At 68.3% G+C, this 21432-nt stretch carries 21 protein-coding genes and 1 pseudogene; 12 read left to right on the top strand and 10 right to left on the bottom strand.

Features of this window, described 5'->3' with window-relative positions; translation table 11 throughout:
• The 4 genes from ACWBNA_RS43100 to ACWBNA_RS43085 form a co-directional block, all read left to right on the top strand.
• Positions 1-312, top strand: a 312-nt coding sequence (locus tag ACWBNA_RS43100; RefSeq protein WP_482710072.1) for a helix-turn-helix domain-containing protein, incomplete at its 5' end; no start/stop codon positions are given.
• 199 nt (positions 313-511) lie between these two features.
• Positions 512-706 carry a hypothetical protein gene (locus tag ACWBNA_RS43095; RefSeq protein ID WP_482710070.1) on the top strand — a complete coding sequence of 65 codons (195 nt, stop codon included), beginning with the start codon at positions 512-514 and terminating at the stop codon, positions 704-706.
• A gap of 661 nt (positions 707-1367) precedes the next feature.
• Positions 1368-2285 carry a hypothetical protein gene (locus tag ACWBNA_RS43090; RefSeq protein WP_482710069.1) on the top strand — a complete coding sequence of 306 codons (918 nt, stop codon included), beginning with the start codon at positions 1368-1370 and terminating at the stop codon, positions 2283-2285.
• Between the two features lie 105 nt (positions 2286-2390).
• On the top strand, positions 2391-2831 hold the full coding sequence (locus tag ACWBNA_RS43085) for a hypothetical protein (RefSeq protein WP_482710068.1): 441 nt from the start codon (positions 2391-2393) through the stop codon (positions 2829-2831).
• 654 nt (positions 2832-3485) lie between these two features.
• Here the strand turns inward: ACWBNA_RS43085 and ACWBNA_RS43080 are convergent.
• Positions 3486-4091 carry a dihydrofolate reductase family protein gene (locus ACWBNA_RS43080; protein WP_482710066.1) on the bottom strand — a complete coding sequence of 202 codons (606 nt, stop codon included), beginning with the start codon at positions 4089-4091 and terminating at the stop codon, positions 3486-3488.
• A 168-nt stretch (positions 4092-4259) separates the two neighbouring features.
• Here ACWBNA_RS43080 and ACWBNA_RS43075 point away from each other — a divergent pair, with 168 nt between their 5' ends.
• Together ACWBNA_RS43075 and ACWBNA_RS43070 are read left to right on the top strand one after the other, a co-directional pair.
• On the top strand, positions 4260-4637 hold the full coding sequence (locus ACWBNA_RS43075) for a DUF2716 domain-containing protein (RefSeq protein WP_482710064.1): 378 nt from the start codon (positions 4260-4262) through the stop codon (positions 4635-4637).
• Between the two features lie 624 nt (positions 4638-5261).
• Positions 5262-7628, top strand: a complete 2367-nt coding sequence (locus ACWBNA_RS43070; protein ID WP_482710063.1) for a protein kinase domain-containing protein — start codon at positions 5262-5264, stop codon at positions 7626-7628.
• Between the two features lie 139 nt (positions 7629-7767).
• Here the strand turns inward: ACWBNA_RS43070 and ACWBNA_RS43065 are convergent, their stop codons facing one another.
• The 3 genes from ACWBNA_RS43065 to ACWBNA_RS43055 form a co-directional block, all read right to left on the bottom strand.
• Positions 7768-8055, bottom strand: coding sequence for a hypothetical protein (locus ACWBNA_RS43065; RefSeq protein WP_482710062.1), 288 nt, complete (start codon positions 8053-8055; stop codon positions 7768-7770).
• Positions 8056-8290: 235 nt separating this feature from the next.
• Positions 8291-8491 carry a hypothetical protein gene (locus ACWBNA_RS43060; protein ID WP_482710061.1) on the bottom strand — a complete coding sequence of 67 codons (201 nt, stop codon included), beginning with the start codon at positions 8489-8491 and terminating at the stop codon, positions 8291-8293.
• 59 nt (positions 8492-8550) lie between these two features.
• The gene (locus ACWBNA_RS43055) at positions 8551-8847 is read right to left on the bottom strand and encodes a DUF6247 family protein (protein ID WP_482710060.1); all 297 of its coding nucleotides are present in this window, start codon (positions 8845-8847) and stop codon (positions 8551-8553) included.
• A 388-nt stretch (positions 8848-9235) separates the two neighbouring features.
• Here ACWBNA_RS43055 and ACWBNA_RS43050 point away from each other — a divergent pair, with 388 nt between their 5' ends.
• From ACWBNA_RS43050 to ACWBNA_RS43035, 4 genes are all read left to right on the top strand, one after another.
• Positions 9236-10342 (top strand): hypothetical protein, encoded by a 1107-nt coding sequence (locus tag ACWBNA_RS43050; protein WP_482710059.1) that lies wholly within the window; start codon positions 9236-9238, stop codon positions 10340-10342.
• A 644-nt stretch (positions 10343-10986) separates the two neighbouring features.
• Positions 10987-11385: a hypothetical protein gene (locus tag ACWBNA_RS43045; RefSeq protein ID WP_482710058.1), complete on the top strand. Its 399-nt coding sequence runs from the start codon at positions 10987-10989 to the stop codon at positions 11383-11385.
• A gap of 62 nt (positions 11386-11447) precedes the next feature.
• On the top strand, positions 11448-11900 hold the full coding sequence (locus ACWBNA_RS43040) for a transposase (protein ID WP_482710057.1): 453 nt from the start codon (positions 11448-11450) through the stop codon (positions 11898-11900).
• Complete coding sequence (locus tag ACWBNA_RS43035) at positions 11869-12141, top strand: transposase (protein ID WP_482710055.1); 273 nt, start codon at positions 11869-11871, stop codon at positions 12139-12141. Before ACWBNA_RS43040 ends, ACWBNA_RS43035 begins: the two co-directional genes overlap by 32 nt.
• A 162-nt stretch (positions 12142-12303) precedes the next feature.
• Here ACWBNA_RS43035 and ACWBNA_RS43030 read toward each other — a convergent pair whose 3' ends face one another.
• Positions 12304-12822, bottom strand: coding sequence for a GNAT family N-acetyltransferase (locus ACWBNA_RS43030; protein WP_482710054.1), 519 nt, complete (start codon positions 12820-12822; stop codon positions 12304-12306).
• Between the two features lie 188 nt (positions 12823-13010).
• Here ACWBNA_RS43030 and ACWBNA_RS43025 point away from each other — a divergent pair, with 188 nt between their 5' ends.
• The gene (locus ACWBNA_RS43025) at positions 13011-13556 is read left to right on the top strand and encodes a GNAT family N-acetyltransferase (RefSeq protein ID WP_482710053.1); all 546 of its coding nucleotides are present in this window, start codon (positions 13011-13013) and stop codon (positions 13554-13556) included.
• A 437-nt stretch (positions 13557-13993) separates the two neighbouring features.
• Here the strand turns inward: ACWBNA_RS43025 and ACWBNA_RS43020 are convergent, their stop codons facing one another.
• The 5 genes and pseudogenes from ACWBNA_RS43020 to ACWBNA_RS43000 form a co-directional block, all read right to left on the bottom strand.
• Positions 13994-14800: an MBL fold metallo-hydrolase gene (locus ACWBNA_RS43020; RefSeq protein WP_482710052.1), complete on the bottom strand. Its 807-nt coding sequence runs from the start codon at positions 14798-14800 to the stop codon at positions 13994-13996.
• A 571-nt stretch (positions 14801-15371) separates the two neighbouring features.
• A complete protein-coding gene (locus ACWBNA_RS43015; protein WP_482710076.1) occupies positions 15372-16055 on the bottom strand; it encodes a hypothetical protein in 684 nt (227 codons plus the stop codon).
• 93 nt (positions 16056-16148) lie between these two features.
• On the bottom strand, positions 16149-16928 hold the full coding sequence (locus tag ACWBNA_RS43010; protein ID WP_482710051.1) for an endonuclease/exonuclease/phosphatase family protein: 780 nt from the start codon (positions 16926-16928) through the stop codon (positions 16149-16151).
• A complete protein-coding gene (locus tag ACWBNA_RS43005; RefSeq protein WP_482710050.1) occupies positions 16919-17971 on the bottom strand; it encodes a hypothetical protein in 1053 nt (350 codons plus the stop codon). Before ACWBNA_RS43005 ends, ACWBNA_RS43010 begins: the two co-directional genes overlap by 10 nt.
• Before the next feature lie 617 nt (positions 17972-18588).
• Positions 18589-18926, bottom strand: a pseudogene (locus ACWBNA_RS43000) (transposase); the annotation flags it as partial.
• A gap of 1954 nt (positions 18927-20880) precedes the next feature.
• Between ACWBNA_RS43000 and ACWBNA_RS42995 the strand changes: the two are divergent.
• Positions 20881-21354 (top strand): GNAT family N-acetyltransferase, encoded by a 474-nt coding sequence (locus ACWBNA_RS42995; RefSeq protein ID WP_482710049.1) that lies wholly within the window; start codon positions 20881-20883, stop codon positions 21352-21354.
• Positions 21355-21432: the final 78 nt, after the last annotated feature.

The raw sequence follows: 21432 nt of genomic DNA, 5'->3' as shown, positions 1-21432 counted from the left end.
GGGCGGCGGCTCGCCGCCGCCGGGGGCTGCGGGATGCTGGTCGGGCTTGCCGAGGCGGTCGGCCCGGCGGTGGCCGCCGCCGCCGACGGGCCCGAGCGCCGCCTCGCCGAACTGACCGCCCGCGAACGGGAGATCGCCGACCTCGTCGCCGACGGCCTCACCAGCCCGGCGATCGCCGAACGACTCTGCCTGAGCCGCCGCACGGTCGAGACCCACATCTCCCGGGTCTACCGCAAGACGGGAGTGTCATCGCGGGCAGCTCTGGCGGGCCTGATGGCGGGGCGCACGCGGAGGCCTTCCTTCAGCGACTGAACTACGCACGGTTCGAGCCGCGGGTACCGGTGATCCTGCACATCAGCCGCAAGCCGCAAGCCGCAACCCCGGCGCCCCGGACGGCGCGTCGGGAAGGACCCGGCAGAGCCGCGCGCCTGGCTCCACCTACGCGATCACAAACCGTCGCAGTGCGCGGCCGACGGTGATAACGGGCCAGCGAAGAAGGTGGATGGACTGTGTGAGCGAGCAGCGGTGCTACCGCTCCGACCGGTCCGCTGCCCCGCCCCGCCCGATCTGGCGCGATCTCGTCATCGACGCGGTCCTCGCCCTGGCCTGCGTCGTCACCGCGGTCAACGACGTCCTGGACGTCGGGACGGGCCGTATCTGTGTGCCCTCCGAGCTCGGCATCTTCTGGTCCTTCGCCGCCACCTGAGGGACCCTCATGAACAGCAGCAACGGCATGGAGCCCACCGCGTCGACCATGGTCCGCACCCGTTCCACCACGTACCCCGACCGCGGAACCGCCCAACGGGCAACCCAGCAGGTCGTCACCGTCAACGAGCAGTTCGTCCTACCGCCGGCTGGCGCGGTCCACGCGTCCCCGTCTGACCATCGAAGCGTCCTGGCCCTCGCCTTGCGGTCCGAGCCAGTGGGCCGGGTGCCGCTTCAGGTGATGATGCCGGCCGGGCGGGGGCCCATCGACGTCCGCACGGGGAGCAGGCAGCCGACTGGTGATCCTGAAGCGGGACGCGTGCCGCCCCCGCCTTCGTAGTCCACGCCGCCTTCCCGTCTGGGGCTGGGCGGCAGCGACTCGGGGATCGCTGCCGCCCAGCACCTCGCAGCCCGGAGCACAACAGGAAGAACAGGCGCCCGGGCTGCACTCCAGTGCCCCGTCACCTGGTAGCCATACTGCGCCGATCGGGTGGTGCCGCCGCAGTCGCGGTCGGGTCCCTGTGCGGGCATCGCCACCGCGGACCGGCTCGCGCGCCTCAACGAGCCTGGCGGCAGCTCGATCCGGCGCGGTGTATGCGGTGGCGGGCCCCGGGCCCAGCCGAATTGTCGGTGGCGGCTGCCAGGATGAGAAAATGACGATCATGCGGAATGGCACGCCTGGGGCGGCCGCCGACCTTGCACATGCCATGTTCACGGAGCCGGGAAGGGAACTGGGCCGGGAGCCCACCACGATTCTCACCTACGCACCGGGCGCCAACCTGGTACAGCGCCGGGAGGCCCTCCGGCCGGTGTACGAGGCGATCGTGGAACGCATCGGCCAGCCCACGCTCCTGGGCGGTGCTGCCTACGGTCCGAGTGTGCGCTGGTGCACCCGGGAGCGGCTTCTCCTGCTGTCGGGGGACCACGGGCATGCTGCACTGTCCGTTCACGACGCCCACGCTTTCGCAAGGCAGGAGTGGTTCGCCTTCGACAGCACACCCAGCAGCACCCCGGACGGGGCGCACCGCCTCGGCGACCTGCCGTACACGTGGCAACTCGATCGCAAGGGCCCCGGCCAGGCGCCCGGCTGGACGTACAACGGGATGCAGGTCGCTGACAACTGGGAGCATGCCCAGAGCGCTCTGGAGCTGATGCTGGCCTCGTGGGCCGAGCAGATCCCGGTGCAGGCGCCGGGAGACTGGGTCGGCTTCCAGTTGCGCACCGCGCGCGACTGGAACCGCGACATGGTCATCGCCTACACACACCGGGACCACGGGCACCAGTTCTATGCCGGGATCTATGACCGTGACAGTGAGCAGACCCCGCAGCGCGCGGCCCAGATGCGTGAGCGTGGCTGGCAGGACCTTGACGAACACCAGCGGTGGCGCATCAGACTGCCGGAGACGGATCGGCAGGCGCCCGCCACGATCGCGCGGGTGGTCATCGCGGACGTACGAGCGCGCGGGGCGACGTGTCCGGACGAGCTGACGGCGTGGGACATCAGCGCGGGCGATCACGGGGACCTGTGGGTGCCGGGCATCGGGGTGCAGGTTCATCCCTCGCGCGGCGAGCACTACTGATCGGCGAACCCATACCTGCACGGTTCGTTTCGTCTTCGCGGCAGATCCTTCGCGGCCGGCTGCGGGCAGCGGACAATGAGGCCGACCGAGGAGAGGAGGGGCGTTGTGTCCCAGGAGGAGCGTGACGCCAGGCTGGGCCTCACGGGCTTGACCGGTGCGGAACGGGAGGTTCGGATACGTCTGCTGAGGGAGCGGGTTGAGCGGGAGGCCGCTGCGGCGAAGGCCGCACTGCAGTCAAAGCGGGCATACAGGCATGCGGCTGCCGGAACGGTGCAGGCCAAGGCAGAGGACAGGTACACGAAGACGCTCGATGCGTTCTGGGCTGCGGCCAGGCAGAGAGCCGGGAACCGGGAGGGCACACAGCTGCTGGTCGAGGTCTTGTCACTGCGCCGAGAGCTGCCCCCTTATGCCTTGATTGCCGGCATTGACGCGGCCCTGAAGATCGGCTCGGTCAGTACAGACCTCGTCGCCACCGAGGCCCGCAAGGCGATCGAGGACACCGACGACACACGCCGGGATGCCTGTGTCGCCCATCAGGACGAGTAAACCAGCGCCGAGGCCATAGCCATTACCCCGCGCACACCGTCGTCACCCCGTCACCTGTTCACGGGCTATGGAGGCATGAGTTGGAGCGTTGCCGCCCCTGGTGAGGCCAGGTGCAACAGGTGCATGGCCAAGCGCCCGTCCGCAGTCGGCCCGCGCTCCAAGAAGAGCGGCCAGTTCAGGGTCCCGCGTGATAACGGGGCCGGCCCAGTACACCGACTGCGCCACAGGCGCGAAGCGCACCTCGGTGCCGTGCATGCGCGCGGCATCGAAGAGGGCCTGGAGCACGTGCAAGCCCGCTAGCCCTGGGCCCCTGCCGACCGACCGCCCGCCCAGCCGGGCCCACATACCTACCAGGCGTATTCCTTCCACGCGATCCGCAGCAACTTGCGCAAGTGCGGTATCCGGACGATGACCCCCGTCCCGGCCGACCAGCGACCTCACCGACTGCGGCGGGGAAGCCGGGGCGGCAGTGCTCCGGCCTTCGACCGCGAGACCTACAGCAGAAGCCCGCCGAGCGGTGCATCAACCGCCTGAAGCAATGGCGCGCCATCGCCACCCGCTACGAGAAGACCGCGACCAGCTACCTGGCCGGACTCCACGTCGGCGGGCATCTTTCGCTGGTCCTGCTGGGTGATCCTGCCAAAACCCGCCCAGCTAGTAGCTGTCGTAGCTGGGCTTACCGTTCGGCCGGTAGACGCCGACGATGGTGCCGCCCTTCGTCGTCGAGACGCTCACCGGCTCCAGCGCGGTGGGGATCGCTCCGTCGGCGAACAGCCGCTTGCCGGTACCGATGATCACCGGATGGATGGTCAGCCGGTACTCGTCGACGAGACCGTGCTGCATGAGGGTCTGGGCGAGGTCGCCGCTGCCGACGACGTTGATGTTGCCGCCGTCGGACGCCTTCACCTCGCGTACGGCATCGACGATGTCGCCCTCCAGCAGCGTGGAGTTCTGCCACTCGACGGACGTCAGGGTCCGAGACGCCACGTACTTCTGCATGCTGTTCATCCGACTGGTGAACGGGTTGTCGGGATCGGCGGTCGGCCAGTACGACGCGAAGATCTCGTACGTCTTACGGCCGAGCAGCATCGCGTCGGAGTGCTCGTACCAACCGGCGATGGCCGCGCCGACCTCGTCGTCGGCGACCGGCTTCTGCCAGCCGCCATGCTCGAAGCCGCTCTCAGCGTCCTCGTCCGGACCTCCCGGCGCCTGCATGACGCCGTCCAGCGTCAGGAACGTGCAAACGATGATCTTGCGCATGGTGCGCTCCCTTCGTCGACAGGTAGACCGCACAACCGCCGGAAACTCATCGGCGGAGCTTCCGCGGCACAGTGTCCCGCCGGTGAGCATAAAGTGGGGAGATGCAAGGTTTTGTCAGCGACCCAACGCCGAAGGGGTCACGCTGGGCTTGCTCGATAATCTGAGCGAATGACGAGCGAGCCTGTGACCGGGCTGCCGGAGGCCGAGTACCGACGCGTCTGGGACCGTTTCTATGCGGAGTTCGCATTCCGTCCGGGCGTGAACCCGGACAAGTGGCCTGCCATCAAGGAGCCGGCTGACTGCGCCATCGTTCATCTCCGTGCCGCCGGAGAGCGCCTCGCAGACGGCCTTCGCGTCCTCAATGACGGCCGCACGGAAGTCGGATATGTCGCTGCCGCCGGGCATGGACGACATGACGCCGTAGGACACGGTGCCGCTGGGCCAGGTGGAGAACAGTGCGACGTCACCGACGAACGCCCGGAGGCGATCGCCCTAAGAGCTCACGCAGGGCCGCGCATCGTCGTGAAACTCCTGGCCGCAGGGTGACGACGGATGGGGAAGTGTCCACCTCGGTGCACCAGCAGATACAGCATCAGGCGGCCGACCCTGTGCTCGGGGGCTGCTCGGAGTGCCCCTCTTTCCGGAGTCGGCCCAGCGGATGGGCAGACGCTGCAGCAACATGTGGGGACCTGGCGAACGGCCAGTGTGCCCGGCTTGAACCGCTGTTGACGCAGGGCATCGAGCCGCGTCGGCCTCAGGTGTGGACGCGGCGGCAGCTGATAGACGGCATTCGGCGTCGGACCCGAACCGGTGCCCCCGCGGCGCGATGTGCCCGACCGAACGGCGAAAGCGCAGCGTGACGTTCGGCACATCGGAGGTCTTCCGGCGGTCCGGTGGTTTCAGCCTGCACTTGTCCCCCGCCTGTTGCTCCTTGCGCACTGTTCCCGCAGGACGGTCACGTGTCACCCGATCTCTGACACGACGTCAAATCAGCCTTCCTGGGCGTGAGTAAGGCGGAACGTCTTCGTCCGAGGGAGCGGAAACGGTTGCCAACAAGCGCTCGCATAAGCCGTTTCAGCCTCTAGTCTGCTGCCAGACCCCCCACAGGGCCTTCCCCCGCGACGTGGGCGGGACTCCCGCCCGTACCACCGAGAACAGGCGGCCGAGGGCATGCAACCACTGCACCCAGAAGATCCCGAGCAGCTAGGGCCCTACCGTCCGGTGGCCCGCCTTGGAGCAGGCGGGATGGGCCGGGTCTATCTGGCCACCTCGCCGGCCGGTCGCACCGTCGCGGTCAAGGTCATCCGTCCCGAGATGGCCGAGGACAAGAACTTCCGGATCCGCTTCCGGCGCGAGGTGGCGGCCGCGGCGGCGGTCGGCGGCGCCTACACGGCGTCCGTGGTGGACGCCGCGCCGGACGACCGGACGCCATGGCTCGCCACCGCCTACGTACCCGGCCCCACCCTGGCCGAGGCGGTCACCGCACACGGGCCGCTGCCGGTGGAGACGGTCCTCGCGCTGGGCGCGGGCATCGCCGAGGCGCTGATCGCGGTGCATGCCGAGGGGCTGGTGCACCGCGACCTCAAGCCGTCCAACGTGCTGCTCGCCGCGGACGGTCCGCGCGTCATCGATTTCGGCATCGTCCGGGCCCGGGACGGCTACCAGCTCACCGGCTCCGGCGGCCTGTTGGGCTCGCTCGAGTACGTCTGTCCCGAACAGGCCACCGGCGATCCGGTGGGACCGGAGGGAGACGTCTTCTGTCTCGGCTCGGTGCTCGCGTTCGCGGCGTCGGGACACGCGCCGTTCAGCGGAGCCGCCGCGGCCGCCCTGCTCTACCAAGTGGTCCACGGTTCGGCCGATCTGACCCTGGTGCCCGAGCCACTGGACAAAATCATCAGCCTCTGTCACGCCAAGGACCCGGCCCTTCGTATCAGCCCCGACCGGCTCTCTGCGGCCTGCGCGCCCGGCGGTGTCGAACAGGTGCTGACAGAGGGCTGGCTGCCCGCGCGGGTGGCCGCCATGGTCGACGACCGCAGGGCGGCCGCGACCGATCTCGACCGGCTCGCGCGGACCCTGACGTCCGCACGGCCGGCGGCCGCCGCAGCCGCCGCTGGGGCTCCCACCACGTCCGCCCGATACGGGCCGGGCCGGACGCCGGTGCACCCGGCGTCGCACAAGACCGACCGCGGAGACGGCGCGGCGGACCCGGACCGCGTCCTCCCGGCCGGGGACGCCCACCACCGCGCCGCTGGTGGAACCGGAGCCACCGGTGGAGCACCGCCCACCGCCGAGCCGCCGGAGCGGAGACCCCCGGCGGCCGCGGCCGAATCGGCGACGGAGCGTTCCACCGCGCCCGCGCACCGCCGCGCCCCCGAACGCTCCCGTGTCGGCCGACGCACCCTCCTCGCCGTGACCGCGGGTGCGGCTCTCGCCGGAGGCACGGCCCTCGTCGTCGGACGAAGGACCAGCGGGCAGCGGGCGCGTCGGCCCGGCCCCGCCCCCGACCCGACCTGGGTCTACCGCGGCGGCCCTCTGCTCCAGACCCCGGCCGTCTTCAACGACGGCACGGCCCTGCTGAAGAGCCGCCCGGGCACCATGATCTGCCTCGACCTGAGGAACGGATCCCAGCCCGAATGGGTCTACCAGGGCATCAGCCTCTCGCCCAGTCCCGTCCTGCTGGCCCACGACGCCGCGGTCGCCCTCGGCACCGGTGCGACGCTGATCGGCGTCGATCCGGCCGGCGGCACCGAGAAGTTCACCCTCGACTTCGGCAGGGACTTCCAGTTCGATCAACTCCTCGGTGGATACGACGGCCACGTCGTCTCGGTCCTCGGCGCCAAGCTGGAACGCCGGTCAGAGGAGCAGGGCGTCGCGACCTCCACCAGCGCGGTCTTCGGCGTCGACCTCAAGGCCCGCCGGGCCGTCGTCATACCGATCGACCCCCAGGACGTCGGGGTTCCCCTCAAGCCGGTCATCACGTCCGACTACTTCGTCTACGCCGACGGTCTGCGCAATGTCACGGTCCGCAGCACCCGGGACGGCGGTGGCCTGCGCTGGCGGCTCCCGGTGGGCTACGACCTGCGGCCGGGTCTCGCCGTACTCGGCGGAACCGTCTTCGCCATCGGCTCCGAATTCATCGCCCTGGACCTCGCCACCGGAAAGCTCCGCTGGAAGGCGAAGGCGGAACGCGGCATGTTCGCCTCCCTCGGAGCGGGCGGCAACACGGTCTACGCCACGGGCACCGATCCCTACGGCGTCCACGCCTTCAACGCGGCCACCGGCGCCCGGCGCTGGTTCTGCGAGACCCCCCGCCTCAACGTCGACCACCCGATCGCGGTGGGGGCGCACGCCGTCCACGTGCCGGCCTTCGAGAACAGGAACGGCTTCTACGCGATCGACGCCGCCTCCGGCCATCTGCTGTGGAACTTCTCCGACGGCCGCGAGACAGGCGTCAACGACTGGCAACTCTCCTGCGACGGGGCCGGACACCTCGTGGCCCAGCATTTCGACCGGGCCTACGGACTGCCCGTCACCTGATGACCGGGACCCGGACAGCCGGATCCCCCGGTCCTCAGGCAGCGTTCGGTGCGCCATACGCCGCGACGGCACCTTCCACGAATCCCGCCTCCCCCAGGCGACGGCTGCATGGACCAGCCCACAGGCACGGGGAGGCAGATCAACACCTCGGGTCGCCTGTCCACACCGAGATGTCTGCGGCCCCCCGGCGGACAGCTTCTTCCGGGTCCCGGACCAGCTTCCTGCAGGCCGCCGCGGCACCCGGCACACCGCCCGGACCCACAAACGCGTCGTGCACCCCGGTCCGCAGCCAGTCGGCCTGGTTGTCGTCAGCCTCAGCGACCGCGAGAGCGATGAGCCTTACGGCGGCCAGCGTCCCCACCCGGGCCAGGGCCTCTGCCGTCTGCCGGGTCACCGCCGTGTCCTCGACATCCAACAGCAGCCCCACCAGCGTTTCCGCAGCGTCAGGAACAGCAGCGAAGGGAGCAAGGTCCCGCCCGGCACGAACACGTCGCGCCCACGAAGGAGACGACGCCTCAGTCAAGGCCGCCTCCAGCCCACTGCACATCTCATTCACGACCAGACACTCTCATCCCTCACAGAGAAGATCGAGTCCCAGCGTGACCGCGCCTCGTTCCCAAAGCTCCCATGCCTGGGACGATGCGCGGTTCGTTCATGCGTCGTCAGCCGAGCCAGACGATGTCGACGACGTACAGGCGTCCGGCGGGGCGGTTGATCCAGTACACGGTGGTGAGCTGTCCGACAGAGGCCGAGCGGACGTCCTCACCTTCGGGGTCGCGGGCGTTGAAGGGCGGGAAGGACCACGGGTCCCGCCCGGCGATGTCCAGGACGTCCCGGAGCATCTCGCGAGCACGGTCGGGCAACCCCCCTGCGGTACCTGCGGCCTGTGGCGACAGGCGTGCGGGCCAGGGCGGCTGATCGCTCACGTACGGGCCCCGAGGACCTGGTCCAAGTCGATGCCGTCGGAGTCGTCGCTCCCGCCGGCGAGGAAAGCGTCGACGGCAGGGGCGGAGGCAAGGCGGGCCCGCCAGGTTCGAACAACGTCGTGGAGCGGGGCGAGGCTATAGCTGTGCCGGGCGTCGTCCAGGGCGCGCGCCCAGTCCTGCTCGAACGCGGGCACCCACGACTCGGCGCGGCGGTCGGCTCGCAGCTGCGCGAGCAGCTGGGCGGCGGCGGCCGGAGCCGGCGGGGCGGCGGCTTCCTCGGGCTGCGCGCTCATCGGCACCTCCTGGCGGGTCGTATCACCACCGTACGCGCGCGGTGGCACGGTGGGGACGAGCATGCGGTCATTCTTCCCTCGGTGGTGACAGTCAGTCGACGCCGTCGTCGAAGCGCTGTCGTGTGTGCAGTCGTCGAGGATCTCGCCGACGGCCTCGCGCAGCCGCCGGCGATGGCTATGTTCACGAGAATGGACACCGATGTTCGCCACTCGGGGGCACCACAGCGCACCGAGACTTCGAACACTGAGTGAGCCGCTAGGCGCCGTCAGAGTCGACGGCCGGCGCTCCCCCACGCTGCGTTGACGCTCCACGACGGATGAGAAAACACGTTGGCGGGCCGCCGCCGGGCTGCGACGATGCAGCTGATTTCCCATGCGGAGGGGGCTCTTGTTCGTTTTCGTCTGTGCGCGGTGCGATGCCGAGTTGACCGTCCCCTTGTCTCAAGTCGCCCTTCCGGCCCACGCCCGTCAGAAGTACGGGAACGGGGTCCAGCTTCCGGTACTCATGAAGTCACGGACGTTTGCCGTGGACCCGGACCCCTGGGGAGGGCCGTGGCGAATGTGGAATGAGATCGATCCGGGCGAGGCGGAGGCACGCGGCATCTACGCGCCGGTCTACGCCCTGTCCGACAGCACGCCCGGGGCGATTGTCATCGCGCCCGGCGATATCCGCGGAACCCGGCTGATCCCGGAGAAACGCGGCGGTTCCTGCTGTGGCCTCGACGGGGCCGACGGGCCCAACATGGCCTGCGAAGCGTGCGACCTGCCCGTGGCAACCAGGGTCGACGACTGCTCGCTCTGGCAGACAGCGCGGCTCAGCTCAGACGCCGTGCGCCGCGTCCTCGTCGACGGTGTCCAGCCTGCGCCGTTCTCCTGGGCGGAGCTGACAGAGAGGGAGGAGAGCACGCCCCCGTTCGAGCCGATTGCCACATGGGGAGGACGGTTCGGGTCGAGCCATTACTGGTCGTGGAGTCCGCAATGGGAGGCGGCAGCCGGCCAGGCGCTCGCCCACCTGCTGGTGGCCTCCAAAGGCCAACCGGTAACGGTCCCCAACGGTCTGACCGCGGACGTGTTCCAACGCGCACTGGACGCCCTCCTGCCCGCAGGTCCGCCAACGCGGCGCGCCGTCCTGGCTGGACCAGGAGAGCCCTCCCCCGAGGCGGGCGTCGACATCCTCCTGGTACCCGTCCATCCCCAGACGGGTCAGACCTGGGCCCCCGTCGGCCCGGCCGACTCGGCATACCCAGTGCCCCTGCCACTGGGGGTGTGGCTGTGGCTGGTCTCGCCCCAGACGTACTTGCCGGTTCCCGCGTCGGGCGGCATACCCCAAGACGTCCTCCGCGACGAACCGCTCCCCCCGCGCCCCAACTGCCTGTTCCGGGCCGACCGGGGAACGTTCGAGCACACCTTGGTCCGGCTACCGGCCGTTCGCAGCCCGTGGATGCGCACGATCCTCGAGAACCTCACGCAGGACAGATCGGCCGACGTTTTCTAGGGCGTCTTGAATGAGGACTCAACAACCAGCGGAACGTGCCGAACAGCGGGACTACCTGGAGGGCAACCGGTCGGAGTTTCTCGACGCCGCCCGCGAGGTGATCGGGTAGCCCTCCCAGCCCGAGATCTTTTTTGCGGAAAAGCACTGGGCAAGGCTTGTTGATTACCTTGATCAGCGCATCGTGCGGAATGTGCGGCGTTTTCGGCGGTCGAACGGTGTCGCGATTCAGTGCCGCCGGCTCAGTCGCCGTCGAAGCCGCCCGAGTCCACGTCGGCGCTGTCTCCGCTGCCCCCAGTCGGACACGCCCGGCGGCCCGGCCGCTTCGCGGTGCTGTGTCTTCACCTTGTCGGAGACGACCGGCACGGTGATCAGACTCGCCGGTGGGAACACGGGCTCAGGCGAAGGGCGCCCTCACGGCGGGCGAATCCGCATGCGAGTAAATCCGTTCGAGACGCCATTCGAGACCGTGGCACCATGTACCGCATGACGACGAACCGAAAGGTCCATGCCGCGTAGCCGGCCAGGAAAGATCCGTGCCGACGCCCTCGGCAGCCACCGGACAACNCCGCATGCGAGTAAATCCGTTCGAGACGCCATTCGAGACCGTGGCACCATGTACCGCATGACGACGAACCGAAAGGTCCATGCCGCGTAGCCGGCCAGGAAAGATCCGTGCCGACGCCCTCGGCAGCCACCGGACAACGGGCGCAAGGCCCCTCATCGACGGCCTGTCTTCGCGTGCGCTGTCCGAGATCACCCGCCTCGAGCACACCCGCAACTATGTGCAGCCAGGCGATGTCAGCACGGCTGTGGGCCTGTGGAAGGACTACGTCCACCAGCCCGAGCGGGATCTGTGGCACGACTACGAGTGGGGCAACGTGCCCTGGTACTGCTGCGGCGACCCCCTCGAAGCGCGAGCCCTCCTCGACACCGTGATGCAGGCCATATCACCCCGAAGTGCCCGCGAACTTCGAAAGATTGTCAGCCGGTCAGACGCCGTCTGGAACCTTCCGTCCCCGCCGTATGACGCGGACGGACGATGAAGAACAAGCTCAGGCCTGTTGTGAAAATGAATCAAGCTCGTGGATGTGGATGATCACGCATCGTGGGGCGTGGAGATCTGACGAACGGCCAGTGGCTCCGGCGCGAGCCGTTGTTGCCGACGAGCAAGAAGCCGGGCCGTCCGCAGACGTTGACGCGGCGACAGCTGATCGACGGCATACGGTGGCGAGCCAGGGCCAGTGCGCTGTGGCTCGACGTGCCGCAGCGGTACCGGCCGAGGGACCGAGCCTACGACCTGCTTCGGCGCCGGCAGCGCGACGGCACTTGGCAGCAGATCTTCGTACAGCTGCAGGCCGAGGCCTACGCGAAGAGACTGATCACCTGGGACGTCAGCGGGAATTCCATGAGCGCGCGGGCTCACCAGCATGCTGCCGGGCTCGTAAAAAGGCGCCGAGCAGAAGGAGTTCCCTGGCGGCATCGACACCGAGCCCGACAACCACGGCCTGGGGCGTCCGCGAGGCGAGTTGTCCACCAAGCTGCTCTGGGCGACGGCTGAGCAGGGCCAGAAACCGCTGTCGCCGCTGGTCACGGCAGGCCAGCGGCACGACAGCCCGCAGTTTCAGCCGGTCCCGGCGGCCATCCAGGTTCCCCGCCTTGGCCTGAGCCGGCCGCGCACCCGGCCGGACAAGGTCCGGGCTGACAAGGCGTACGGGGCACGCGCGAACCGCGACCACCTGCGCAGGCGTGGCATCCGCTGCAGGATCCCGCGGAAGGCCGACCAGGTCCGCAACCGTTAGAAGCGTGGCTCCCGCGGCGGCCGACCGCCGAGGTTCGACGGGGCCGACTACGAGGAGCGCCACGCGGTGGTGTGGGGGTTCAGTCGCCTCAAGCGCCACCGGGGTGGCTGGGATACGACAACCTCGCCGTCCGATATGAGGCGAGTGTGCTGGTCGCAGCTATCAAGGAGTGGCTGCGCCCATTGACACGGTACGCTCCATGCAAAGGAGCTGATCTCGTTCCTCCCATGATTCGGCGACGGTGAAACCGAGCCTTTCGTACAGGGCGATCGCACTTGCCCGCCACTTCCACACCGACAGCCGTACCGTGCTGACGCCGCTTTCCGCGCATTGCGCAAGCGCGGCGCCGACCAGACCGGACGCGATGCCCCGGCTACGGAATGCCGGGTCTGTCCAGAGCCTTTTCACCTCTGACCGCCCGCCGACGGGGGCGGTCACCACGAGGCAACCCACGGCTGTGTCGCCGCTCAGAGCCATCAGCACGACATCGTCGACGAACGCGGCCCGCGGGTCCAGGATTTCGGCCCGGTACCGGTCCGGCAACCCGGCCGCATCGACAACGGCCTCACCCTTCTCGGCCTCCGTCCGCAGATGGTAGGCCGCCAACAACTCGGCCAACCGGTCCACGGAGGGGCCCTGACCTGGCCAGCGGACGATGACAACCTCGCGTTGATCAGTCATTGCGCCAGCATCACACGACCCCTACCAGACGTGAACGAGCTCCTTGACTCACTTTCGCAACACGCGCTGGTCGTCTGGCGGTCGAACAGCGCCAGCTCTCGTGCCTGCCGATGTGCCGTTGAGCGTCATAGGCCGGGGAGCTAAGCGTTTCCCGTTCGGTCAATTGGACCACCTGTTAGCGTGCGCGGATGGAAGATCTGGGACTCGCGGCTTGGCCGCCTGAGCCGATCAGGACCGAGCGGCTCGTACTCCGTGAGCCCGAGGCACGGGACCGTGCGGCGTTCATCGAGCTGCTCGCCTCGCCAGAGGTACACACCTACCTCGGCGGTCCCCGCCCACGTGACGAGCTTGAGCGCGAGACGCCTGAGGTGCCCGAGCGATGGCCCGGGAGTTTCGTCGTTGATCTCGACGGAGCGATGATCGGCCAGATCCTGCTCAGGAGAGCAACCGGGCACCGCCGCCCGGCTGCCGCGGGCAAGGCCGATCTCGGCTACGTGTTCCTGCCGCGGGCGTGGGGATTCGGGTACGCCGCCGAGGCGTGCGCGGCGGCACTCGACTGGTTCGACGGCGTCTTTCCCGGCGAGCCGGTGGTGCTCGCCACGCAGACCGCCAACGTCGGCTCGATGCGTCTCGCGGCGAAGCTGGGGTTCACCGAGGTAGAGCGGTTCGAGGCTTGGGGCGCCGAGCAGTGGCTCGGCATCTGGTCGCCCGTCACGCCGTCCATTGATTCGTGACGGAACCAGCCGGGGAGTACCCACCCATCCACACGCGCGAGCGACCTGCCACGGCCAGAGGGCGCGGATCGGGCCGTTGTTGCCGGACCCGACGCCCAGACGGGGTGGACGGTGGGCGGGATCACCGTGAGGTGATCGATGCGATCGCCCAGAGGTTGCCGACGGGGCCGCAGTAGGTGCACCTGCCGTCCGGTCCGGGAGCAAGGGCTCGATCCGAGCCCACTGCGCGTCAGTCAACGGCACCCGGACCGCGACCGGCTGTTCCAAACGGAACTGCCTAGGAGGAGCGCCGGGACCGAATAGGGCCAGGGCCAGGTCGCAGTCCGGCCGAGAGCCGAAGGTGAACGATGCGACCGGCTCTGGCGCCACTGCAGGCAGCCGGTGGATGCCGTTGAGGAGGGCGCGCGGAGGGACCGCCATCGGGCCGAACAGCTTGGTCAGGATGCCGGTCCGGCAGACCCGCCAGGGCCTCTGAGCCCTTGCCGCCCTCGGGCCTGCTCCAGGTTCGACCGGTGGAGTCCGCAGAGCCAGTCCGCATGTGGCCCCAGACGCGCGTCGACCGGTTCCTCTCCTCGCCGGAGCGCGTCGATGTAGGCATGATCGGCGGCGAGGCGGGTCGCCACCTCGGGACCTTCGGCAACGGCTCCGTGGCCGGGGATCATGACATCGACGCGCCCGGCGGCCTCACCCAGCCGGTCGAGCGCGGCCCCATAGGCTCCCACCTGATCGTCTTGGCGAAAGTCGAAGAGCGGGATCAGGATGTCGGAGAGCATGTCGCCGGCGAGCAGGACGCCACGGTCCGCGAGGAGGATCGCGGCGTGGCCGACAGCGTGCGCCTGATGCTCGATGATCTCGCCCGGCACCGGTCCGCCGTCCGCGGGCAGCGGCGTGACCAGCGCGACCAGGTCGAGAGGGATGCCGGACGCGCTCTCCGCCGCCATCGCCTGCGCCCGCTCTCGGGCTTGACTGGCAAGGTGGGCGGTGGCGGGGGTGGCGTAGCGCGGCGCGTTACCGAACCGGGGATGCCAGAGCAGATGGTCCCAGTGGGGATGGGTGGAGAACCCGGCGACCACCGGAATGCCGAGCCGGTCCACGTCATCGGCGAGTTGGTTCAGCTCGGAGCCATCGATGCCGGGATCGATAAGGATCAGCCCATCTTCCCCGCGCACCGCGATGGAATTGGTCCAGACCCAGTCGCTCTGCCGGACCCAGACGCCGTCGGCCACCTGTTTCAGCTTGCCCATCTTCACTCCCATCGGTTGGCTACAGTGCCGAGACTCCGATCCGCAACCAAAGTCATCGCTTCCGGCGCCCGCTGGGCGCATCGGAATCTCCCTCGTCGAGGCCGTGGAGCAGACCGCCCGGGCGTCGGCCGGCACGATGTAGCAGCTGCTGCATGGAGTGGTTGGAGACGTTGGTCGAAGTGAACAGCTTCGCGGCGGTACATCGGGGCTCTCGACGGCCGTGAGGAGACGTGTGCCCACACCTCGTCGGTGGGGCGCTGGGGGCGACCATCAGCATGGTGACAAAGCCCTGCTCGAAGAAGCGGTACTCCAGCACGCTGTAACCCAACGGCCCGCTGCCGCGACGGAATCGATCTTGGTTAGCGCGGCCCAGTCCGATGGGCCACGCGGTCCACGCGGAACCCGCTGAGGTTCTTCGACATCCAGGGGGTGCATCGTCGCAGCGTAGGGGTGGTCAGTGCTCGCCTATTCTGGGCGGCGCCGGGAACCGGTCTACCCTGGTTGAGGCCGCCGTTAGGGATTGAGGCGGCCGCAGCGCACGGCAGCCTTTCAGGCGGTCTGCGCCCGCTGCTCACATCATCCGCAGCGACTCGCTGAGCGCGGCGAGGTTTTCCAGGTACTCCCTCAAGGTCAGCGGAACCTTCTGAATCTCCGCGTCATGCCCCGGCGTCATCGTGAAGACATCAGTGTGCTGGCGTCGTTCACAGCCGCTTTCCACATACAGAGTCACGGTTTGACCGGATGACTCGCGCCAGGCGCGATGCAGGACGTGGGGCGGCAGCGCGTAGGCACTCCCCTGGGCGTAGTGCGCGGTGTGCGCCAGGCGGAGACGCGCCAGCCCGGTGGGCCGGAGCAACCAGGAACCCGTACCGTCCACCAATGACTCCTCAAGGTGGATCGCTTCGATCTCCCCTTCAGGGCAGGGCTCGAAGAGTTCCATGCCCAGCCGGCCCAGGACGACGCATGAAGCCAGCGGGGCGCGGTGGTTGTGGATGTCCTCCTTGCGCGCAGTACTTCCGTCGTGGGGGTGCCACAGATGTGCCCGGAGTTTGGCGCGACCGCCTGCGTCGACGAGGAGGAGCTTGGTAAAGCCCAGGACGTGCTGGTACGAGAGACGTGCGCAGACCGCGGCATCTCCTCCGCCTTCGGCGAGTTCCGATAGCAGCTCCGCCAGGTACGCGGGCCGAGCCAGTTCCGTGATGACGGTCCGACCAGCGTTGACCATTTCGGCATCGGTCAGAGTATCGCCGAACACGTCGTTCAAGGCTTTCTCCGCCGTCAAGATGCTCCGGCCTACCATGCCCTGCTCCTGTCCCGCTCGTGCGCACACATGGAGACTTCGTTCGCTTCAGCTGCCCACCGAAAATTCAGACAGGCAGAGCCTGTGGTCGGAGAAATTCTCAATGGCCTCGGTGCGGTTCAGAATAATCCGCGGCCCGTAAAGAATGTCGTCGACGGATCGTTCGTTATAGGTGCGCGATCCTTCCATTGAACTGGTCAGCGGCAGGTTTCCCGCCTCGAGAAGCAATCCGCGGTCCGATGAGTTGAAATCTCCGCAGACGAGAACCGAGTGACCGTCCAAATTGTGTCTCAAGTTCTCGGCGAGTTGGTTCCAGATCTCCTTGAATTCGCTCTCATTCGCATCCCTGCCGAAGAGATAGAACGGGAAGGAGTGGAGCGATGTCACCTCCATGCCGAACCCCCACGGCCTGAAACCGGCCGTCAGCATCCCTTTGTCGTGACTTCTGATCTCCTTTCCCTCGATCCGCGTCTGCAGGCCCGGGTTGGGAAGCAGACATCGCCTCGTGTGCTCCACGGGAAATCGGCTGGCGAGGGCTACACCACTGCGGCGTTCCGGAAAGAAGGAGGACTCATGGAGCGGGTAGGCAGCCACATGCTTCAGGTCGGTGGTACGCCGCACGTGCTCGAGAAGCTCGGACGTGCCGCTCGCAGCGAATCCGAGCTCTTGGAAGGCCACGATGTCGACGCCCTTCTCCGAGAGGAGTCGAGCCACTTCCTTTTCGGTCTCGGCGTTCACGGGAGTCCCGCTCCCTGTAGCCGGGAGCCCTTCGTGCACGTTCCAGGTGGCGGCAATCAAGCGACGGTGGGCCGTCCCGGTCACAGGCATCTCGTATTCCTCAGTGCGTAGTCCCTCAAGACCATGGCCCCTTGGTACGTCATCCAGATCGGCCTCGTGTCATCGTGCCAGCGCCACGCTCCGTCGGCGTGCCGCTTGAGTGTCTCGGCGACCGCGTCCCGCAGCGGGTCCTCACAGTCCCGCGCGCCGGGAAGCATCAAGGCCCTGGCCACCCAGGCGGAAGTGAAGTGGCCGATCATGAGAGCGTCCACGCTTCCGTCGTCAACGGGGCGTCGGAGTTGTTCGTCGGTGGTCTGCAGGGAGAGATCCGTGTTGCACAGCCAGTTGATCCCGGACCTGGACGCTCGCTCGTAGATACCTCCGTCCGGGAGCACGCCAGCCGCCCGATGCAGTGCGATGGCGGCACGGGCTGTGTGCGCGGCCGACCTCGTGGAGTGAACCAGGTTCTCACCCCAGTAGGTCAGCGTCTCGCTGCTGTCGTCCCGGCGGGCTCCGTCGAGGAGCCGGCGCGCGAGCAGAGGGAGAGCCGGCGACCTCGGAGCGACTTCGGCCAGGGTGGAGATGACCACCGTCATGACGGTCGTACGGTTCATGCCTATTGGATCGTCCGCCACGTCCAGCATGCCTTCCAACAGACGCACCAGTTGCTGTCTCGTCGTGTCATCGAGACCCGCGCGGTACATCGCCGCGAGGACCCACGCGGTGATCTCCGGCCTGCCACGGTCGCGTTGAGTGCTCGCCGCCCAGCCACCGCCCGGCTTCTGTAGGGCCAACAAGGACTCGACCACCCGATGACGGCTGATTCGGGGATCCCGGATGTCGAAGGACGTCACCACGCGAAGACCATAGGAGGTGCCGACGGCCGTGGGCGGGACTCCGTGGTCGTCAAGGTATTGCGACCACCCCGCCAGGTCGGTACCGCCGTGGTGAACCTCCCTGAACTCGGCCAGGACGCCTCTCTCGGAGTCGTCAATTATGCGCCGGACAGCGGGAGCCGACGACGACACCGGCGGATCGGGGACCGGTGGATCCGTAGGCGTAGGACGGTATCTCTCGCCGAGAAGGCGCAGCACGAGACCGATGCACAAGGCGCATACCCCTGCGAACAGGACGCGGACGAAGGAGACACTGAACCAGTCCTCGGGCAGCAGGTAGTCGAGGATGCCCTTGAACGCGACGAGTGCCGCGGTGAAAGGCGCCAGGGCAACCAGGGCGCCGACGACGCGATGCGGATTGCCGGATGGGGCTTGAGGGACCGTGCGGGGCGGCGCGGGCGATCTCGTCCGGTTCGTGTCGGTCATCCTGGCCCCCCGAAGGTGTCCCCCAGTGCAGCACTTCAGAGTAGCGGAGCAGTAACTGTGCGTCCTGGCCTCCGTTTCATCTCACCTGCCTGCTGTGAGCCAACGCCCGCCGACTGCCCGGTGAAAGCCGGCTACCTGACGCTCGCGGGCATGCCTCACGCCACCTGGCGCGGCCGACACCAACTGCGGCACACGTACGCTTGGTTGACCGATCATCTGTATGCCGCGCGGGACAGTGTCTGCGGGCATCACCTGTAACCCATGGAGACGATCGCCCGGCTGAAGCCCCCGTGCAGTCTCCCGCCGAGAGGAGACCGCCCTCCGCTCCGCGCGACCACAGCGGCCCGGTTGGTCTCCCCCGTCCAGCAGGGACTTCACGTTCCACTTGGTCCTCGCCGGGCTCCCCGTTTCCGGACACCGCCGGCATGCTGGTGAGCCCGGTTGACGCTGGAGTCCACCTCCACCATCCACTCCACGCGCCTCATCGCGTCGTCGGAGGACTGGAGTTGCTCCCGAAGCCTGGCCCAGGAGCCGTCGGCCTCCCAGCGGGCGTACCGTTCATGGGCGGTCCGCCACGGCATACCCCTCGGAGAGACCCGTCAGGGAGCCCGGGTCCGCAACAGCCACGACACTCCATCGATCACCTGCCGGTGTCCCGTCGAGGCCGCCCCCACTCATCCACCGCCGGGAGCAGCGGCGCTGTCCGCTCCCACGCCAGATCCGTCAGCTCACCACGACATCCGCAAGATCAATGGTCAGGGTGGTCTCGGCTGGGATCGCAGGCAGGGACCGGCACGAAGAGACTCAGCCGGTAGGTTGTCGGGTGCACCAGGCGTCCGCAGAGGGTGTCGATCCGAGTCATCTCCCAGTCGATCCGCTCCGCCCCGGTGCGCAGACGACGCAGGTGAGCATGCCACTCCGACTCGTCCTGGGTCTCGAAGATCACTTGCCAGCGACCCATGCCGGGACCCGTGCGAATGGCAGCCTGCTGCCCCGCGTCCTGCTGTTGCCGTTTTCTCTTCCGCTGTCCTGGCACCGGCCCAGCATCACGGGTCTGGCGCCACCGCAGCAAGGGCATTGATCCGGGTCACGGGGCTGCCCGGTGGTGATCATCCGTCAGACAGAACCCAAGAGGGCCCCGTTAGGTCTCTCTGGGTGGACGGCCAGTAATCGGTCAGCGCTTCGGCGCCGGCGGACCATTCGATCAGCAGCCAGCAGTTCGGGCAGGTTTCCGTCCCACCAGCCCTGTTCGGCCCGGCTCACCGGCTGCCAGGACGTGGTGGGCCGCCGGCAGAGGGCTTACCGAGTTACGACGGGGGCGACGATGGATGCCAGTGCGGCGACGCCCGCGAGTCCGACCAGCAAGGGCTGGACCCAGGTTGGATGGCGCCGGGCAAGGTGGACGAGAGCGCCGACGGTCAGCGACCCGCTGAGGAAGAGCAGCAAATGACGAGCAGGGCGAGCGTGGGCATGGATGCGGGCTTTCTCTGAGTGATGGTCCTGCGTGTGTGAGCAGGGAGCAGGGGCTTGCTGTTGGGGTTGGTCAGGGGCGGATGGGGTGTGCGGGCGCCGATCGGACCAGGAGTGCAGACGGCAGCCTGGGGTGAGGGTTCGTGGTCCGGGCGTCGACGACGGGTTGTGTGTGTTCGGTTGGGATGGTCGGAAGTGGTCGGGATACGGCCGTGATCAGACGGTTGCGGCGCAATATGGGCACGGGAACCCGGTGGTGCGGAGGTGTGAGGGTGGAGCACCAGCCTGGACCGGAGATTGGTTGTCCACGACTGAGTGTCGGTGTTGCCGCAGGTGGGCGAGGCTGTACGAGGTGGACGTGCCTGGACGGTCACCGGTGAAGGGGCGTCGGCATTGCCCGACGGGGGCCGGATTAGGGTGCGGGGAGCGCGGCGTAACGGGCCGCTTGCGGGTCGGAGCCCGGAAGGCTATGCGTTGGCTGCCTGGTTACGGGAGATCACCGCAGGCAGGACGCTGAACGAGCTGGTCGCCGAGTTCGGCACGTACAAGCGCGCCACGTGGGGAGAGTTCCGCAACGGTCACAAGCCCATCCCCCTCGGCTTGTTGCGCACAGCTGATGGACATTGCCGCCCCGCCCGAGCAGGACGCCAGGCCCGCGGATGGGCCGGCGGGGACGGTGCACGTTGTCCAGCCGCACGACATGGACAACGTGGACAACCCTCCAGACCGCGGCGTTCGGGCCAGTGCCGGCGGCGCCCAGGAGACATCCGGCGCGGATGGCAGCAGCCGCGGCCCTTGCCCGTCCGCGAGCCGTGGTGGCGAAGCCGGGCCGGCACGGGTCACGGCCGCAACGGTTTCCGATCCGGCCTTCCATCCGTGGAGAGCACCGCGCCCTACGGCGAGCCGGCGGCTTCGCGGCACAGACACGGCACGGGGTGCTGCGCCGCGATGCCTGCGCGGACTGGCGGCGGTCATGCTGATCAGACTGTCAGCGAACACGTCCTCGCCACCACGGCAGCACCTACAGCCGGCGGCGGCAAGTCTGAGCTGCCCCCCTCGGCGAAGAACAGCGACCCCGTTCCGCCCGTGAAGTGGACGACCGCGCTGGCCCACTTCGCGACAGGGTGGGAACAGGCCGCGCGGGCCCAGGCTTGCGTCACAACTTGCCCCACCCGTGCGGACTTTCGCCACCAACGGCCAGGGCGCCTGCCATGATCGTCATCATGGGGATACACATCGCACCGGCCGAGGTGGCCGACTTCCACCAGGTGCTGACTGATCACTCCCGTTACTGGGGCGAACGCGACCTTCGGTCGCTGCACCTTCTGGCCCTGGTGCAGGAGTTCGGTTCCACCTGCTTGGTTGCCCGCGCCGAGGACGGAATCCGCGGGTACGTCTTCGGGTTCGTCACCCCGGACGGCACGGGGTACGTGCATCTGATCGCCACGCGGGATGATTCCCGTGGCACCGGTCTCGGGCGTCGTCTGTACACGGCGTTCGCCGAAGCAGCGGAACGTCACGGTGCACGGAAGCTGAAGGCGATCACGTCAGTCGAGAACACCGGCTCGATCGCCTTCCATCGCAGCCTCGGCTTCGACACGAAGATCGTCGACGACTACAACGGCCCCAACCGGACTATGGCCGTCTTCTACCGAGATCTGCCACTCAACGTCTCGCGGCCCTGACCAACCAACCGTCACGGAAATCGCTCCCCCAGGCCGTCAGCCCTGGGATGATCTGGTTTCGTGGCACGTGGAGATCTG

It is taken from the genome of Streptomyces sp. Q2, assembly GCF_056820935.1.
Note: the sequence above shows the minus strand (reverse complement) of the source record. Positions and strands in the feature narration are given on the sequence as shown.

Coding starts and splice junctions, on each gene's coding strand:
- ACWBNA_RS43090 (WP_482710069.1), top strand. CDS start 1,368: ATGCGGAATGGCACGCCTGGGGCGGCCGCCGACCTTGCACATGCCATG.
- ACWBNA_RS43080 (WP_482710066.1), bottom strand. CDS start 4,091: ATGCGCAAGATCATCGTTTGCACGTTCCTGACGCTGGACGGCGTCATG.
- ACWBNA_RS43075 (WP_482710064.1), top strand. CDS start 4,260: ATGACGAGCGAGCCTGTGACCGGGCTGCCGGAGGCCGAGTACCGACGC.
- ACWBNA_RS43070 (WP_482710063.1), top strand. CDS start 5,262: ATGCAACCACTGCACCCAGAAGATCCCGAGCAGCTAGGGCCCTACCGT.
- ACWBNA_RS43055 (WP_482710060.1), bottom strand. CDS start 8,847: ATGAGCGCGCAGCCCGAGGAAGCCGCCGCCCCGCCGGCTCCGGCCGCC.
- ACWBNA_RS43045 (WP_482710058.1), top strand. CDS start 10,987: ATGCCGCGTAGCCGGCCAGGAAAGATCCGTGCCGACGCCCTCGGCAGC.
- ACWBNA_RS43030 (WP_482710054.1), bottom strand. CDS start 12,822: ATGACTGATCAACGCGAGGTTGTCATCGTCCGCTGGCCAGGTCAGGGC.
- ACWBNA_RS43025 (WP_482710053.1), top strand. CDS start 13,011: ATGGAAGATCTGGGACTCGCGGCTTGGCCGCCTGAGCCGATCAGGACC.
- ACWBNA_RS43020 (WP_482710052.1), bottom strand. CDS start 14,800: ATGGGCAAGCTGAAACAGGTGGCCGACGGCGTCTGGGTCCGGCAGAGC.
- ACWBNA_RS43010 (WP_482710051.1), bottom strand. CDS start 16,928: ATGCCTGTGACCGGGACGGCCCACCGTCGCTTGATTGCCGCCACCTGG.
- ACWBNA_RS42995 (WP_482710049.1), top strand. CDS start 20,881: ATGATCGTCATCATGGGGATACACATCGCACCGGCCGAGGTGGCCGAC.